19 protein-coding genes are annotated in these 14,940 nt (G+C 54.1%); 14 read left to right on the top strand and 5 right to left on the bottom strand.

All coding sequences use genetic code 11. The features are described from left to right. Positions 1-38 precede the first annotated feature (38 nt). Positions 39-1,559, bottom strand: a complete 1,521-nt coding sequence (locus AADB16_RS04865; RefSeq protein ID WP_410801742.1) for an aldehyde dehydrogenase family protein — start codon at positions 1,557-1,559, stop codon at positions 39-41. A gap of 69 nt (positions 1,560-1,628) precedes the next feature. Next, positions 1,629-3,044 (bottom strand): WS/DGAT domain-containing protein, encoded by a 1,416-nt coding sequence (locus AADB16_RS04860; protein WP_410801740.1) that lies wholly within the window; start codon positions 3,042-3,044, stop codon positions 1,629-1,631. Positions 3,045-3,375: 331 nt separating this feature from the next. On the opposite strand from AADB16_RS04860, the gene AADB16_RS04855 reads away from it, so the two are divergent. Together AADB16_RS04855 and AADB16_RS04850 are read left to right on the top strand one after the other, a co-directional pair. Then, the gene (locus AADB16_RS04855; protein WP_410801738.1) at positions 3,376-4,299 is read left to right on the top strand and encodes an alpha/beta hydrolase; all 924 of its coding nucleotides are present in this window, start codon (positions 3,376-3,378) and stop codon (positions 4,297-4,299) included. Positions 4,300-4,409: 110 nt separating this feature from the next. Then, entirely contained in the window at positions 4,410-5,159 is a 750-nt protein-coding gene (locus AADB16_RS04850) for an FFLEELY motif protein (protein WP_410801736.1), read from the top strand. Between the two features lie 4 nt (positions 5,160-5,163). Here AADB16_RS04850 and AADB16_RS04845 read toward each other — a convergent pair whose 3' ends face one another. After that, positions 5,164-5,442 carry a polyhydroxyalkanoic acid system family protein gene (locus AADB16_RS04845; protein WP_298449351.1) on the bottom strand — a complete coding sequence of 93 codons (279 nt, stop codon included), beginning with the start codon at positions 5,440-5,442 and terminating at the stop codon, positions 5,164-5,166. A gap of 126 nt (positions 5,443-5,568) precedes the next feature. Between AADB16_RS04845 and ubiE the strand changes: the two genes are divergently transcribed. The 5 genes from ubiE to AADB16_RS04820 are packed head-to-tail and all read left to right on the top strand — an operon-like array spanning position 5,569 to position 9,619. After that, the gene (gene ubiE / locus AADB16_RS04840) at positions 5,569-6,351 is read left to right on the top strand and encodes a bifunctional demethylmenaquinone methyltransferase/2-methoxy-6-polyprenyl-1,4-benzoquinol methylase UbiE (protein ID WP_309043843.1); all 783 of its coding nucleotides are present in this window, start codon (positions 5,569-5,571) and stop codon (positions 6,349-6,351) included. Next, on the top strand, positions 6,351-6,992 hold the full coding sequence (locus tag AADB16_RS04835) for an SCP2 domain-containing protein (RefSeq protein ID WP_410801734.1): 642 nt from the start codon (positions 6,351-6,353) through the stop codon (positions 6,990-6,992). The genes ubiE and AADB16_RS04835 overlap by 1 nt, the downstream gene beginning before the upstream one ends. Further along, on the top strand, positions 6,989-8,632 hold the full coding sequence (gene ubiB / locus AADB16_RS04830; protein ID WP_309043845.1) for a ubiquinone biosynthesis regulatory protein kinase UbiB: 1,644 nt from the start codon (positions 6,989-6,991) through the stop codon (positions 8,630-8,632). Before AADB16_RS04835 ends, ubiB begins: the two co-directional genes overlap by 4 nt. Before the next feature lie 8 nt (positions 8,633-8,640). Then, entirely contained in the window at positions 8,641-8,970 is a 330-nt protein-coding gene (locus AADB16_RS04825; protein WP_309043846.1) for a hypothetical protein, read from the top strand. Between the two features lie 28 nt (positions 8,971-8,998). Further along, a complete protein-coding gene (locus AADB16_RS04820; protein WP_410801732.1) occupies positions 8,999-9,619 on the top strand; it encodes a hypothetical protein in 621 nt (206 codons plus the stop codon). A 52-nt stretch (positions 9,620-9,671) separates the two neighbouring features. Here AADB16_RS04820 and AADB16_RS04815 read toward each other — a convergent pair whose 3' ends face one another. Further along, positions 9,672-10,688: a zinc-binding dehydrogenase gene (locus AADB16_RS04815; RefSeq protein ID WP_410801730.1), complete on the bottom strand. Its 1,017-nt coding sequence runs from the start codon at positions 10,686-10,688 to the stop codon at positions 9,672-9,674. An 87-nt stretch (positions 10,689-10,775) separates the two neighbouring features. Here AADB16_RS04815 and AADB16_RS04810 point away from each other — a divergent pair, with 87 nt between their 5' ends. Then, positions 10,776-11,237, top strand: a complete 462-nt coding sequence (locus AADB16_RS04810; protein WP_309043849.1) for a methyltransferase family protein — start codon at positions 10,776-10,778, stop codon at positions 11,235-11,237. A 37-nt stretch (positions 11,238-11,274) separates the two neighbouring features. Further along, positions 11,275-11,631, top strand: coding sequence for a potassium channel family protein (locus tag AADB16_RS04805; RefSeq protein ID WP_309043850.1), 357 nt, complete (start codon positions 11,275-11,277; stop codon positions 11,629-11,631). Position 11,632: 1 nt separating this feature from the next. Here AADB16_RS04805 and rlmF read toward each other — a convergent pair whose 3' ends face one another. Further along, positions 11,633-12,592: a 23S rRNA (adenine(1618)-N(6))-methyltransferase RlmF gene (rlmF, locus tag AADB16_RS04800; protein WP_410801727.1), complete on the bottom strand. Its 960-nt coding sequence runs from the start codon at positions 12,590-12,592 to the stop codon at positions 11,633-11,635. A gap of 200 nt (positions 12,593-12,792) precedes the next feature. Here rlmF and AADB16_RS04795 point away from each other — a divergent pair, with 200 nt between their 5' ends. From AADB16_RS04795 to tatA, 5 genes are all read left to right on the top strand, one after another. Then, positions 12,793-13,419: a LysE family translocator gene (locus AADB16_RS04795; protein ID WP_410801725.1), complete on the top strand. Its 627-nt coding sequence runs from the start codon at positions 12,793-12,795 to the stop codon at positions 13,417-13,419. A gap of 21 nt (positions 13,420-13,440) precedes the next feature. After that, positions 13,441-13,848, top strand: coding sequence for a DUF3592 domain-containing protein (locus tag AADB16_RS04790; RefSeq protein WP_410801723.1), 408 nt, complete (start codon positions 13,441-13,443; stop codon positions 13,846-13,848). A 2-nt stretch (positions 13,849-13,850) separates the two neighbouring features. Beyond that, positions 13,851-14,267, top strand: coding sequence for a phosphoribosyl-AMP cyclohydrolase (gene hisI, locus AADB16_RS04785; RefSeq protein ID WP_309043854.1), 417 nt, complete (start codon positions 13,851-13,853; stop codon positions 14,265-14,267). 12 nt (positions 14,268-14,279) lie between these two features. Next, the gene (locus tag AADB16_RS04780; RefSeq protein WP_309043855.1) at positions 14,280-14,609 is read left to right on the top strand and encodes a phosphoribosyl-ATP diphosphatase; all 330 of its coding nucleotides are present in this window, start codon (positions 14,280-14,282) and stop codon (positions 14,607-14,609) included. 91 nt (positions 14,610-14,700) lie between these two features. Continuing rightward, positions 14,701-14,934, top strand: a complete 234-nt coding sequence (gene tatA, locus AADB16_RS04775; RefSeq protein WP_309043856.1) for a Sec-independent protein translocase subunit TatA — start codon at positions 14,701-14,703, stop codon at positions 14,932-14,934. Positions 14,935-14,940: the final 6 nt, after the last annotated feature.

The following is a 14,940-nucleotide window of genomic DNA, read 5'->3' as shown; positions in this document are numbered from 1 at the left end:
GCCCACACCTGTGTATGGGCCTGTTTGCTATTGCTGGCTCAGAAAAAGCCAAGCGGGTTGATGTCGTAACTGGTCAGCATACACTTGGTCTGCTGATAGTGCTCCAGCGCCATTTTGTGGGTTTCACGGCCAACCCCGGATTTCTTGTAACCGCCAAAGGCAGCGTGTGCCGGGTAGGCGTGGTAGCAGTTCATCCAGACCCGACCAGCCTGAATGTTACGCCCCACACGGAAGGCGCGATTGGTGTCGCGGGTCCACACACCAGCCCCCAGCCCGAATTCGGTATCATTGGCTATCGCCACGGCTTCTTCTTCGGTTTTAAATGTGGTTACACCCACAACCGGGCCGAAGATTTCTTCCTGGAATACCCGCATGTCGTTGTCACCCTTGAACAGGGTGGGCTGAATGTAGAAGCCGTCTTTGAATTCGCCTTCCATTTCTTCCTTGAAGCCCCCGGTGAGCACCGTCGCGCCCTCCTGCTTACCTATATCCAGGTAGGACATGATCTTGTCGTACTGCTCCTTGCTGGCTTGTGCACCTACCTGCACATCGGTATCCAGCGGGTTGCCCCGTTTGATGGCCTTGGTGCGCTCAACCACCTTCTGCATAAATTCGTCGAACATATCCTCCTGCACCAAGGCCCGGGATGGGCAGGTGCATACTTCGCCCTGGTTGAAGAAGCCCAGCACCAGGCCTTCCACGCATTTGTCGATGAACTCGGGCTCGGCTTGCATAACATCCGAGAAATAGAGGTTGGGGGACTTGCCACCCAGCTCCACCGTTGACGGAATGATATTCTCAGCTGCGCACTTGAGAATGTGCGAGCCCACCGGTGTAGAGCCTGTAAACGCGATTTTGGCGATGCGCTTGCTGGTGGCCAACGCCTCACCTGCTTCAATGCCGTAACCATTCACAATATTGATCACGCCAGGCGGTAGCAGGTCCCCAATGATTTCCATCAGCACCAGAATACTGGCCGGTGTTTGTTCTGCCGGTTTGAGTACGGTGCAGTTGCCGGCAGCAAGGCAAGGGCCAAGCTTCCAGGCTGCCATCAGTATCGGGAAGTTCCAGGGAATGATCTGGCCAACCACCCCGAGGGGCTCGTTAAAATGATAGGCCACTGTATGTTGGTCAATCTGGCTCATATGCCCTTCCTGGGCACGGATGCAGCCAGCAAAATAGCGGAAGTGATCTGCGGCCAGAGGGATATCAGCATTCAGGGTTTCGCGAATGGCCTTGCCGTTATCCCAGGTTTCTGCAACCGCCAAGGTCTCCAGATTGGCTTCAATGCGATCGGCTATCTTGAGCATGATATTGGAGCGCTCTGCCGGAGACGTTTTGCCCCAGGCCGGTGCAGCCTTGTGCGCCGCATCGAGAGCCAGATCAATATCTTCAGCGGTAGAGCGGGGAATTTCGCAGATAGTCGCGCCAGTCACGGGGGTTATGTTTTCAAAATACCCCCCTTTAACCGGAGCAACCCACTCACCACCAATGTAGTTTCCGTAACGGGATTTGAATGAAACGACGGAACCGTCTTTTCCTGGTTGTGCATAAATCATGGTCGTCACCTTTTGTTGTGGTTGTGAATGACAACGCGGTCATGCGCGTTTACTCATTCACTGTAGACCTCAAACAACAATAGGTGAACCTCCGGGGAATTCCGACAGCTCCTGCACACAGTCGTCAAGAAACCCCTGGGGGTCTGACAACACCGCTTCATCTGCAACTACCCCGAACTGAACCTGCCCGGCATAGCTGACAATGCTGACTCCCAGCCCGATATCCCCGGCCTGGGGCACCCAGAACATCTGTTCTTTAATGCGGCAACCGGCAATGTAGCGCGCCTCGGGGGTGCCGGGAACATTGGATACCACGGCGCTGGCCTTGCGATAGAACATATCTGACAGTGGCTGTCGCAATACGTCTGGTATAAGAGGGGCGCAGGAAGACAATCCCCAGGCTATGCCGGGCTGCCAACTCTTTTTAAGGCGACGGGTTTCCTGTTTGATGCGATAAAGCCGCTCCAGTGCACTCTCGCCATCAATGGGCAGAGGCACAAACACCGTGCCGAAATAATTGCCAAGGGCACCCTGCTCTGGCTGTAAATCGTCCGGCAGGCGATTACGAATATCCACGGGAACAGCTACGTGCAATATGGCGTCTTCCAGCGCCGGCCCCACAAGCCCAAGACGGGGGCGAACCGCAGCTGCTACGCAACTAAGCAGAACATCGTTAATGGTGACGTTCGTCGCCTTGGCGATTGACCGGAACTGGTCGAGAGGTACCGGCACGGACCACCGGCAATGGCGCTGGCCCAGCAGCGGGCGTTTCAGATCCGATGGTGTATCCTCCGGCTCCGCCAGAAAATCACTCAGTTCGTTAATCAGTTTCAGCCCGTTGTGCGCCAGTTTCTCCAATAAGTCCCCGTAGCCGGCCTCATTGCTGCCAAGCTCAGGGCTCTGGTTTTCCATGTCCGCCTCGGGCGCCCTGCCCCCGCCAACTAACTGTTCAAGCCGGCTTTTGGCGGCCGATACCCAGGGGGAAAAACCTTCCGTGTGCCGGGCTCCGTATATTGCAGGGTATTGCTGTGGCGAGGCCGAACACAGGTGGTCGAAAATGCCCGTGAGCGAAACCCCATCGGCATAGCAGTGGTGTATTCGAAGAAGTAATGCAGCGCCACCTTCGGCATTCGGTACCAACCAGAATTTCCAGATGGGGCGATAGGCAGGAAGAGGCTGATTAAGACGCTCGGAAACCCACTCCTGAAGATCCGATTCCGTGAAGCGATCAAGTACCACATCCAGATGGTGCTGAAGGTCAAACACAGGGTCGGGCTCCCAGTACCAAGCCGCTGTGCGCTTAACCGGCATGTACCGAAAGCGCTCCCAAGCCATCCAGTAAACCTGCAGAAACTCCCGTAGCCGGGGTGCTGTCAGGCCATCGGCCCGAAACATGACGGTGATGGTCATGGGGTTTTTGGGGGACTCCAAGGCCAGCCAGGCGGAATCCGCAGGCAGCATGAGGTGCGTTTGCTCGTGACTCAAACCCGAACATCCCCGGAAGTGGTGAAGTGAAAAACACAGAGTCAGGCATTGTGCCAGACATACACTACTGGCTCCACAAAGCTGCACACCGCCCAAGATTACAAAATATTACACAGATACATACCTTCACCCTATACTGGTTATAAGGCTTGATGTAATAGTTATTAGCATTAGGTTTCGACTGTCTATTGGCCGCGAACATGCAAAAACTGCGTTACCAGTGCCAATAAAGATCAAAGCGAACCCATGTACAACAAGGTTACCAGCGCAACCTAGGTCCAATGACCAAGCTCTAAAAACAGGCAACCGCCGTGCTGGGAGGAGATGCAGTATGAAAGCAAGCCACATTCGCAAGCTCATAAGGCCAATCGACAGCGCCTATTCAGAGATGTTCTCAGGGCGCGTATACCGCGTTGGCGAAGGGGCGGTTTCTGTTCGCAATCACAGTGGCGAAGCAGAGCACACCGTTATCGGCGTGCATGGCTTTCTGGAAAATCATTGCTATTTCACCCAGACCTACGACGCACCAACAACAGAATTGATTCTGCTTACCTGCAGTAACTACCACATTCCGGTAAACGGCGTAACACCGGAAACCCCGGAATGGGAAGTGCCGATCAAGCACCTGGAAGGCACCATTGAATACGATGCCTGCATCTTGAACCAGGCACTTTCGAACCTGCCCAGCACCCGAAATGTACGTATTCACGGCCATTCCCGGGGAGGAGCAGTCACGCTTGAGGCAATAAAACAACGCCCCGAGCTATACGAAGACGTTGAAGTCGTGCTTGAAGCTCCAGCGCTGCCGCAGGGCAAAATTCACCCTCTGGTAACCACCCTTCTTGAGCCCGTCAGCCACGGCATGTGGCCTTGGCTGATCCGCCTGATTAACAGTGCGCCTTCATCTGCTTACGGCCAAACCTTCTTCGGAAAAATGAATCCGCGCAAAAAGCAGCTGCTAAGCAAGCTGTTTTACTCAACCCGCGACCACCTGACCATTGTGCGCAACATAGAGAACATATTTGACTGGATGCAGCGCACCGACACCGATGTGTACAAGCATGTACGCCACGGAACCTTCCTGATACCAGGAGTGGATCGCATTCTGGATCGGCAGGCCATGCTTGCCAGCGCGCGGCGTAGCCCAACCACCATGCGCATCATTGAAACCGAGGCACCCAGCCACTTCGTCACTCTCGACAGCAAGGAATGGCTACCGGGCTTTGAGTCTCTGCCTTCAGCCGCCCAAGGCTAACACCAGACAACCCCATGAACTGGCGCCCGGCAACCGGTCGGGCTTGCTGCACTTGGGCACCCCCTCCGGTAAACTAATCGTCTTTACGCAGATCCACCGGAGTTGGCACCATGTATCGTGAGCGCCTTGTTGGCACAGACGCGCGCTCAGAAAGCGCCCGCCGCCTGCAACAGCTTTTGCTGGAATATCACGACTTTCGCCACCATAAGGCAGGCCATCGGCTGTTCGATAACACCTTCGTTGTCGCCGACTGGCAGGCAGAGCGCCTGAAGGCAACCCATCAGGACTTGTACCAGCACCCTGGCTATCACGACGGCCTGGAATTTCTGCTCACCGACCTTTACGCACCCACCGGCATGACCCGCCGGGACGACAACATTGATCGGGTATTCCCGAAGATGGTTAAGTGGCTGCCAGACCAGCAACTTGAAGTACTTGCCGGGCTGGTCGAACTGAATCTGATTACCCAGCAGCTGGATCTTGAGCTGGCTGAGCTGCTTGATGAACGCCAGATACCTGCACACATGATCACCGCTGAGCAATACTGCGACGTTTATCGCGCCAGCCAAAAGCTGGAGCAGCGCAGAAGACAGGTTATGTTAGTCGCCGACGTCGGGCAGCAGCTGGATCGCTATGTGCGCAACCGAACCTTAGGCTGGTTGCTTTCAATGAGCCGGGCGCCCGCGGAGATGGCCGATCTGAGTGATCTGCACAATTTCCTCCACCGGGGCTACTCTGCATTCCGGAAAATGGATAAGGTGGATGTGCTGATTGAGCGGCTGGTAACCCGTGAGCAGCGGGTGATGGACAACATTCTCAACGGCCACCCCGAACCCTTTATACTCCCGGGTGACCTTTGAAGCATCAGGCCTTCAGAATTTGATCCAGCTGGCTGTGAATCTCCTGCTCAATCCTTGATTTGAATGGCCGCAGCAACATGCCCAGCTCCAAACGCACGTTGAGGTCGTCATTGGTAATGTTCAGATGCCCTTTAACGCCCGAACGCTTGAACTTGAGCTGATCACCTTCCCACTGGTAATCAAGTTCGAACTTGCTGGATAGATCCTTGGCAAGCGCTTCTGCAGCTTCACGAGCATGTTCTTTATCAAGAGTGTGAGCGCGATGTACATCAATTACAGACATGAATCAGTTTTCTCTTCAAAATTGAACGGTTTTACAGTGTAAGGCGGTATTAAACGTGTAGCTACCCTTGTAGCAACTCCGTCAAGCGTTAGAATACGGAGTTCAGATTCTGACAGGACATGCCCCATGAGTGAGCAACAAACGCCAGCCACCGCCGGCAACGGCCAGGACGAGGTTACCCATTTTGGCTTCAGCAATGTGGCCAAGAGCCAGAAAGCCAGCCAGGTAGCTGAAGTGTTTCACAGCGTGGCGGGAAAATACGACCTTATGAACGACCTAATGTCCATGGGCGTTCATCGGTTGTGGAAGCGCTTTACCATTGAGCTTTCCGGTGTTCGCCCGGGGCATCAGGTTCTGGACATTGCCGGTGGCACCGGTGATCTCACCATGAAGTTTTCTGACCTGGTTGGGCGCGACGGCAAGGTGGTTCTAGCCGACATCAACGCCTCCATGCTGCAGGTTGGGCGCAGCCGCCTGACCGACCGTGGTTACGCCGGCAACATTGAGTACGTGCAAGCCGATGCGGAACACTTGCCCTTCCCGGATAACAGTTTCAACGCCGTATCCATCGCCTTTGGTCTGCGCAACGTAACCGACAAGGATCAGGCTCTGCGGGACATGATGCGAGTCCTCAAACCCGGCGGCAAGCTGATGGTGCTGGAGTTCTCCAAGCCCACCAACCCGCTGCTCAGTAAAGCCTACGACACCTACTCGTTTACAGCTCTGCCCCTGATGGGCCAGCTCATTGCCGGCGACAGCGAGAGCTACAAGTATCTGGCTGAATCCATCCGTATGCATCCGGACCAGGACACGCTCAAGGGCATGATGGAAAGCGCAGGCATGGTGAACTGCAAGTACTACAACATGACTGGCGGTATTGTTGCCCTGCACGTGGGAACCAAACCCTGATGTTTCCCGGCCCGACCCTGCTTACGGCGCTCACCGCCATAATCGAGCGGGCACTGAACCAGGCGCTTGAACTGGATCCTGCTGGTCAGCAGGCGCTGCTGGGCGCTCTTGAAGGGCCGGTACAGTTCCGCATCACCCACCCGATTTCCCTTACCTGCTCACTGCACAGAATGGGCAATCAAGTGCAGGTACGCAGCCAGCCAGTCGAAGACCCCGCACTGGAAATCAGCGGCAAGCCCCTGGCGTTTGCTGCACTGGCCACAGGCGATGACCGTGTATTCACCGACAACCGGTTGAGCGTTAACGGTGACACTGCTTTGGCACACCAATTCCAACGAGCATTGGATAAGCTAAACCCGGACTGGGAAGCTGCCATGGCAAGGCACATAGGCGATGTGCCAGCCCACTTCATCGGCAAGCGTATTCGCAGCTCAGTGAGCTGGAGCCGCCAGGCCTTCACCTCCCTGAACGCCAACATTGAAGAGTATGTGCACGAGGAAAGCCGCGCCCTGCCCGGCCGCCGCGAACTGGAAGCCACGTTCGAGGACGTAGATGCCTTGAACCTTCGCACTGAACGCCTGGCAGCACGCATATGCCAGATCGAAAGCCGCGGCACTACTGACAAACCGGAGACTCCGTGACCCGCCTGCAACGCCTGATTCGCATTTCCTGGGTATTCTGCCGCTACCGGCTGGACACATTTTTGCCAATCGCGGAGCTTCCCGCACCTTTGAAGGTGTTTTTTCTGCTGGCGCCCTGGCATCTTTTTCCGCAACCAAAGCTCAGCCGCGGTGATCGCCTGCGCTTGGCTCTGGAAGAACTTGGCCCGGTTTTCGTCAAGTTCGGCCAGATACTCTCTACCCGCCGCGACCTACTGCCAGACGACATGGCGGAATCCCTCAAACATCTCCAGGATCGCGTTCCGCCCTTCTCCAGCGACGTGGCCCGCAACATTATTGAGTCCTCCCTTGGAGCACCAGTAGCGGAGCTATTCAAGGAATTCAGTGCAGAGCCTCTAGCCTCGGCCTCCGTCGCACAAGTTCATGCCGCGACACTGTTGAACGGCCAAGATGTGGTGGTCAAAGTACTGCGCCCAGGCATCAACAAAGTAATCCGGCAAGACCTTGCCCTGATGTACTTTATGGCCAACCTCCTTGAGAAATACTGGACCGAAGGCAAGCGACTGCACCCGGTAGAAGTCGTTGCAGATTACGACTCAACCATCCACGACGAGCTGGATTTGCAGCGGGAAGCCGCCAACGCGAGCCAGCTACGCCGTAATTTTGAAGGCTCCTCGCTGATCTACATTCCCTTTATCGACTGGGACTACACCCGCAAGAACGTCATGGTAATGGAACGCATCTACGGCATCCCCATTGCAGACGTTCCTGCACTGGAAGCGGCGGGCGTAAACCTGAAAGTGCTGGCTGAAAAAGGTGTCGAGATCTTCTTTACCCAGGTATTCCGGGACAGCTTCTTCCACGCCGATATGCACCCGGGAAACATTTTTGTAGACGTTTCCAACCCCGCAGACCCGAAATACATCGCCATCGACTTTGGCATTGTGGGCACCCTCGCGCCAGACGATCAAAGCTATCTCGCGCGCAACCTGTTGGCCTTCTTCCGCCGGGATTACAGGCAAGTGGCGCAGCTTCACATCCAATCTGGCTGGGTACCACCCGATACACGGGTAAATGAATTCGAGGCGGCTATCCGTACCGTATGCGAACCGATTTTTGAGAAGCCCCTGAAAGACATTTCCTTCGGTCACTTCCTGCTACGCCTGTTCCAGACTGCGCGCCGGTTCAACATGGAAGTACAGCCGCAGCTGGTTCTATTACAAAAAACCCTGCTGAACGTAGAGGGCCTTGGCCGCCAGTTGTACCCGGAACTGGATCTTTGGAGCACGGCCCAACCTTATCTGGAAGGCTGGATGCGCAAGCGGATAGGGCCAAGCGGCCTGATAAAATCCCTGCAAACCCACCTGCCCTCGTGGCTGGAACAGTCCCCTGAAATGCCCCAACTGGTTCACGACGCGTTACTACAACTCCGCAGCGCCGGCCCCACCGAGAAACAGAACCAGGACACCCTGGCACTGCTCCGCGAACAACAGCTCAGAAGCGACCGCCGCTGGCGCCGCGGGATTGCAGCGATAGCACTGGTTGCCGCAGCTGTTATCGGAACCCAGCCAGAAGCCCGTGAGTGGGCAGAACACGCGCCAGTGTGGTCTTGGGTGTTGCTTGCAGCAGCCGGGGCGTTGGTTTGGCGTGGTAGCCGCTGAGAGCGACCATGGGACTCAAGCAGGTCAAAGAGAAGCTATTAAGCACCGACTATCCACAATGGCGAAACCTGCTCTCTACCGCGGCTTTCCTGATTATGGTCACAGGAACAGCGGCTGCCTGGATTTACACCTATTACACATCGCCTAATGCAGCATGCCACACGGGTTTTCTCTACCTCACATATGTGTGGCTGTTTATTCAGTGGGTCGTCATCGGCTATCTTTATCAATCCAGCGACATCCCGTCATTCGCCAGAGATGCGATAAAAGTTTTGATCTTGCTCGCGAATGTCTGGTTCGGGCTTTTCCTGTTTTCTTTGCAGCCCTGTGCCCAATAGCCACGAGCTTTTTCTCCGAGGAGCAACAATGAATACTGATCGGTGGACGCAACTGATGGCTGCTTGGGGGTTTTCTTCGCATCAGGAAACCTACGACTCCCTGATCAACGCCTATTCTGAGAAGGGCCGGCACTACCACACGCTGGAGCATGTTTCTGCGTGCCTTCGGCATTTGGATAACTGCTCGGCCAAGATTGAGCATCCGCGGGAGGTAGAGCTTGCACTTTGGTTCCATGATGCCATTTACAAGCCTTTATCCAGCAAAAATGAACTGGAAAGCGCCGATTGGGCAGCTTCGTTTTTGGCAGAGTCCGGCGCAAGCGCTGAAGAAATCGATCGTGTTCACAGGCTCATTATGGTCACGGAGCATGATGTTCCTACCCAATCCCGTGACGAATCGATTCTTGTGGATATAGACCTGTCAATTCTGGGGGCCGCTCCGGAACGCTACGAGATTTTCGAGCAAGGGGTACGCAAGGAATACAGGCTCGTCCCGGCGTTCATCTACCGAAAGAAGCGTGCCGCTGTGCTCCGGGGATTTATAGAGCGCCCGCAGATTTACACGTCGGGGATATTCCCGGAAGCGAGTGAGCGCCAAGCCAGAGAGAACCTTTCAAATGCGGTGTCCAAGCTGGAAGGGCGCGCATAGTCCCGGCATTCCCTCTGGTGATCAAAGGCACGCTTCAATCCTGCCTCCAAAACTAGGGTGTTAACACCACCTTGCCGATATTGGCACGGTTTTCGATATAGTCGTGGGCCAATGCGGCATCCTCAAAGCTGAAGGACTCGGCGACGGTGGGATTGATCCAACCCTCCTCCACACCGGCAATGATTTTATTCATCCACACGCGGATTTTTTCAGGCTCATGCCAAAGCCGCCCCATATTGATACCGAACACAGACCTGTTTTCGTTCATCAAACTGATGGGGTGGAATATGGGCATCATCACTGCGGTTTTCGCCAGCGCCAATTTGCTGCCAATGCCATTGCCAGATGCAGCCGAAATTCCGAACATCGCCAAGCGCCCGGACGCGCGCAAAGCCTTGTAACTCTTACGCCAGCTCTCTCCACCCAACGGGTCGAGAATCAGCTCAGCGCCTTTCCCATCGGTCAGGTGCATCAGCTCTGTGTACCAGTCGCTATTTCGGTAATCTATGGCGTGGTTAAGCCCGCGAGACAGTAAGTATTCATGCTTTCCAGGGCTCGCTGTCCCAATGGTAGTGGCACCAATGTGTTGCGCAATATCCAGGGCAGCAAGGCCTACCCCGCCCCCAACGTTGTGAATCAAAACTGTGTCTTCCGGTTGCAGCGCGCCACAAATAACAAGCGCTTGCCAGGCGGTCAGATAGTTCACGGGGATAGCTGCCGCTTGCGCGTAGGAGAGCCGGCCTGGTTTCTCGAAGATCTGGTTGAGCGAAACAACTACCTGAGAGGCATGACCGCCAAACCGGGTCAAAGCCATTACAGGCTTACCCATCCACTTTTCTTCGACACCGTCGCCAACGGAGTCGATCACACCTGACACTTCATACCCGGCCGTAAAGGGAAAGCTTGGGGCATCCTGATACAAACCTTGGCGCGCCATAATATCGGCAAAATTCAGCCCCGAGGCTTTAACCGAAATTCGCACCTCACCTGGGCCAACCGCCAGGCTTGGAAACTCCTTGAGTGCCAGTACGCTGCTGTTTCCAGCTTTAGGTATGATCACGCGCTTCATAGAGGCTCCGGTATCGTATTCCAAGTATTATCTTTGTTCATCGGATATGACATAGTTCGAGCAAACGCTAGGAGTTATATCACAAGCATGTCGTCATTAGAGCTGAGAATCCCCCCTCCCGCAGTTACCGCCATTGTGGCGTTTATCATGTGGGGCATAAACGTGGTGACGCCGTCACTTCAATTTCACGACACTACTCGAGTAGTCGCAGCCATCTCAGTCGCATTACTCGGCGGCTGCATCAGCTTGGTTGGCGTAATCTCTTTTCGCAGAATGAAAACCACCATCAACCCAACCAGACCCGAAAAGGCGTCTCTCCTGGTAGCATCCGGAGTATTCAAGGTTACGCGCAACCCCATGTACGTGGGCATGGTGCTGGTGCTGTTTGGGTGGGCAATATTTCTTTCTTCTCCTTGGGCCTTACTCGGTCCTATCGCATTTACGCTTTATATAACCCGATTTCAAATCATTCCGGAAGAACGCGCCCTCGATGCGATCTTCGGATCCGAATATACTTCCTACAAAGCGCGTGTTCGGCGCTGGATTTGATTTGCAGCCCAATGACTTTAATCAAAGCAGATAAACTATGGATTTTTCGATCACATTTTTTAAGTTGTTTCTTTGGGGAATGTACTTTTCACTCCCGATTTTACTTTCGATCTGCGTATTTATCGTTGGTTTCGGGTTGGTTGTAGGCCGCCTGGAATCATGGGGGAGGTTCGATGCGCTTTATTGGGCGTTTATAACAGCGTTTACCGTAGGCTACGGGGACATTCGCCCATTACGAAAATCGTCGAAAATCCTCTCGATAGTCATTGCCTGGTGCGGAATTATGCTCACAGGTCTATTTGTGGCGATTGCGGTAAAGACAGCCTCTACTGCATTTGAGATCCATATTGACCCTGAAGTTTTGAGAAGTGTCGGCCAAGGGTTTGCCGGATAATCTAGGTGTATGTCCAGGCCAACACCCTCGTGACCTTGTTCCCCTGTTTCATTTCTATTTCTCGCACATCGGTCGCCCCGAGTTTACGAATCAATTTCGTGGAAGGCTTTACGTTATCAGCTTTCGACACCAGGCTGGTAAACCAGCGGCATTGAGTTGCAAATACCCGGCTTTCCTTTATGAGCTTTTTGAGGAACATCTGTTCGCCACCTTTGCACCAGAGCTCCGCTTCCTGCCCCCCAAAGTTCAGAGTTTGTGAGGCAGCCACGGGCCTTTTTTCACCGCGATTACGGGCAAGGTTTTGCAACTTTAACTGACTACTCTTGAGCGCCTCATCTTGTGAAGCATGGAAGGGGGGATTGCACACACTGACATCAAAAAGCTCCCCTTTTCGAATAACCCCGTCGAAGATTTTATGTCTGTCGTTTTGCATGCGCAGGGTGAAGCGGTCTTTTAGCGTAGGGTTCTTGGCGATAACCCCGGCCACGTTTTCAAGCGACCGGGCGTTTATATCACTGCCAACGCAATGCCATCGGTACATTTGGCATGCCAGTATCGGATATACACCATTGGCCCCGGTGCCTATATCGAGCAAGGTGATTTCCGGCTGGGTGCTGACCCGTTTCGCAAAAGGCTCGAACTCTCCCAGGAGCTCAGCTACGTGATGGATGTAGTCTGCTCGCCCCGGAATGGGTGGGCAAAGTGCCCCTTCCGGGATATCCCAATCAACAATGCCGTAGTAGTGCTTCAACAGGGCTGCGTTCAGCAATTTTACTGCCTGTGGATCTGCGAACTCTATGGAGAGGTTACCGTAGGCGTTTGCTTTAACGTAGGGCGCTATTGCCGGGTGACTTTTTATGAGGGATGGAAAATCGTAGCCTTGCTTGTGCAGATTTCTGGGGTGTAAACCTTTTCCACCAGGCTTAGCCTGATGCCTGTTACTTCGCTGGGAACTGCTCACAGTTTTTTTTCCGGGGTGTGTAAATCAAAGCCGGTGCCTGTGTCTATGCAGGTACCGGCTTCGGAGATTATAACAGCTGAGGATGCTCAGGAATGAGTGAGTTTCCTCCACTCTTTCAATGAATACGCTCCGCTCTGGATAGATTGTCGTTTTAGCGGGTATATTGGCGGTAAAGTCACAGATTCCGGCAGGAGCCCTGGATGTTGCAGGCCCATGAGTTCTGGTTGTTTTTTAGCGCGAGCTTTTTGCTCTGGATAACGCCAGGGCCAGACACCGTGTACATTTTAGCCAGAACCCTATCCCAAGGGCGCGTTGCCGGGCTGTTATCGGTATTCGGTGTAAGCACTGGCATACTGGCGCACACCCTGTTTGCGGCAATCGGGCTTTCCGCGCTGTTGGCAACTTCTGCACTGGCATTTACAGCAGTTAAAGTTATCGGTGCCGGGTACCTGATCTATCTTGGCGCCCAGGCCTGCCGCCGTCAGAACGAGCTGGCACCATCCTCTGAAACAGCTACCCAGAAGCGTTCACAGCTTTTTTACCAAGGCTTTTTGACCAACCTGTTGAACCCGAAGATCGCTATCTTCTTTCTCGCGTTCCTGCCGCAGTTTGTGGCGTCCGGGGCCAACAACAGCACCACTGTATTTCTGTTTTTAGGCGGTGTTTTTGTGCTGGGCGGCACTTTGTGGTGTCTTTTTCTCGTCGCGTTTACTGCCAGCTTTTTAAACGCAGCCAGGTCGGACTCGCGTCTGTCTGAAGTGATAAGCAAAGTCACTGGGCTTGTGTACATCGGGCTTGGTTTGAACCTGCTTCGTGCAAAGCTATAAATCATACAAGGCCAAAACTCCATGAACGCATCCCCACGAGCTGCGCTGACCCGGATATTCGTCCTTCTACTGTTTGTCTGTACCCTGTCTTTTGTGTGGGAAACCTCAAAGCATTTTGAATCGCAGCCGACTATTGGCCATGTAACCGCCCATCAGTACAGGGATTACACTATCAGTTATAGTGTTCAGGGCCAGACCCATCAGTTTGCGACAAGACGAGGGATTCTGGACTTTCTCGGGCGCCTTAAATCACTACAAACAGGAGACGAGGTGCCGTTGTTGGTCAACCCGAAGCCCCCCTACGAGGCCGTGATCGACACTCTGAATGGCCGGTATCAAATTACCATTACCTTTGTCGCGCTCACGCTCGTGTTCGCTGCGACGGCCATGGTGTCGGGTTTGCGGCGACAAAATGCTCAGGATTCATAAAAATGAAAGACTTATCTGATAATCTAGGCACCCTCGATTGGCTCGATACCATTCGCTGGACTGCGGACGGTCTGGTTCCTGCGATTGCACAGGATGCAGCCACGGGCGATATCCTGATGATGGCCTGGATGAACCGGGAATCCCTTCGCCTCACGGCCGAAGAGGGTCAAGCGGTTTACTGGTCACGTTCACGGGGTAAACTCTGGCGCAAGGGCGAAACTTCCGGACACCAACAAGTGGTCAAGGATATCCGCCTCGACTGTGATGAGGACGTTATCCTGCTAAAAGTAGAGCAAAAAGGCGGCATTGCATGCCACACTGGCCGGCGTAGCTGTTTTTACCGCTCATTGAAGGGCGACCAGTGGGTGGGCGTTGAACCCGTCATTAAAGATCCGGATGCCATTTATGGCAGCAACTGAGGAGTGGATGTATTGAGTGATGTTCTGGAAAATCTGACACGGGTTCTCGAAGCCCGTAAATCAGCCGACCCTGAGAAATCCTACGTCGCCAGCCTCCACTCCAAAGGTCTGAACAAGATTCTGGAAAAGGTCGGCGAAGAGTGTACAGAAACACTGCTGGCAGCCAAGGATGCGGAACACTCGGGGGAAACTCGCGCAGTCATCAGCGAAACAGCGGATCTCTGGTTTCACTGCATGGTTATGCTCTCCAACCTGGGCCTGAGCTCCAAGGATATACTGGATGAGTTGAGCAGCCGGTTCGACCTTTCCGGGCTGGAAGAAAAGGCGTCCAGGAGCAAGTGAGCAGGTAATACCCCTAACGGGGGGTTTCCGCCACCCTGCTCTGGTAACGTATAATGTTAATCTACGAAAACATCGAAACGAGGATCCCGTAATGGGCATCAGCATCTGGCAACTTCTTATTGTTCTGGGCATTGTGATTCTGCTGTTCGGAACCAAGAAGCTTCGCAACATTGGCACCGATCTTGGTGGAGCCATTCGTGGCTTCAAAAAATCCATGAATGACGAAGACAGCAAACCAGGCGACCCGGATTCGCTGGAAGGTACTCAGGAAGAACAGGCGCGTCAGGCGACTGAAGATAAGCCCAGGGAAAAAACCAAAAGCTGAGACCAG

Origin of the sequence: Marinobacter sp. KMM 10035 (assembly GCF_046537445.1) — a bacterium.
Taxonomy (GTDB): domain Bacteria; phylum Pseudomonadota; class Gammaproteobacteria; order Pseudomonadales; family Oleiphilaceae; genus Marinobacter; species Marinobacter sediminicola.
The sequence above is the reverse complement of the archived record's forward strand: the minus strand, read 5'-3'. Positions and strand labels throughout refer to the sequence as shown.

Bases quoted from the DNA above. Each gene is read 5' to 3' on its own strand.
- ubiE (WP_309043843.1), top strand. From the start codon at position 5,569: ATGAGTGAGCAACAAACGCCAGCCACCGCCGGCAACGGCCAGGACGAG.
- AADB16_RS04805 (WP_309043850.1), top strand. From the start codon at position 11,275: ATGGATTTTTCGATCACATTTTTTAAGTTGTTTCTTTGGGGAATGTAC.
- AADB16_RS04810 (WP_309043849.1), top strand. From the start codon at position 10,776: ATGTCGTCATTAGAGCTGAGAATCCCCCCTCCCGCAGTTACCGCCATT.
- hisI (WP_309043854.1), top strand. From the start codon at position 13,851: ATGAAAGACTTATCTGATAATCTAGGCACCCTCGATTGGCTCGATACC.
- AADB16_RS04820 (WP_410801732.1), top strand. From the start codon at position 8,999: ATGAATACTGATCGGTGGACGCAACTGATGGCTGCTTGGGGGTTTTCT.
- AADB16_RS04825 (WP_309043846.1), top strand. From the start codon at position 8,641: ATGGGACTCAAGCAGGTCAAAGAGAAGCTATTAAGCACCGACTATCCA.
- AADB16_RS04815 (WP_410801730.1), bottom strand. From the start codon at position 10,688: ATGAAGCGCGTGATCATACCTAAAGCTGGAAACAGCAGCGTACTGGCA.
- AADB16_RS04845 (WP_298449351.1), bottom strand. From the start codon at position 5,442: ATGTCTGTAATTGATGTACATCGCGCTCACACTCTTGATAAAGAACAT.
- AADB16_RS04790 (WP_410801723.1), top strand. From the start codon at position 13,441: ATGAACGCATCCCCACGAGCTGCGCTGACCCGGATATTCGTCCTTCTA.
- AADB16_RS04835 (WP_410801734.1), top strand. From the start codon at position 6,351: ATGTTTCCCGGCCCGACCCTGCTTACGGCGCTCACCGCCATAATCGAG.
- AADB16_RS04850 (WP_410801736.1), top strand. From the start codon at position 4,410: ATGTATCGTGAGCGCCTTGTTGGCACAGACGCGCGCTCAGAAAGCGCC.
- AADB16_RS04795 (WP_410801725.1), top strand. From the start codon at position 12,793: ATGTTGCAGGCCCATGAGTTCTGGTTGTTTTTTAGCGCGAGCTTTTTG.
- tatA (WP_309043856.1), top strand. From the start codon at position 14,701: ATGGGCATCAGCATCTGGCAACTTCTTATTGTTCTGGGCATTGTGATT.
- AADB16_RS04865 (WP_410801742.1), bottom strand. From the start codon at position 1,559: ATGATTTATGCACAACCAGGAAAAGACGGTTCCGTCGTTTCATTCAAA.
- AADB16_RS04855 (WP_410801738.1), top strand. From the start codon at position 3,376: ATGAAAGCAAGCCACATTCGCAAGCTCATAAGGCCAATCGACAGCGCC.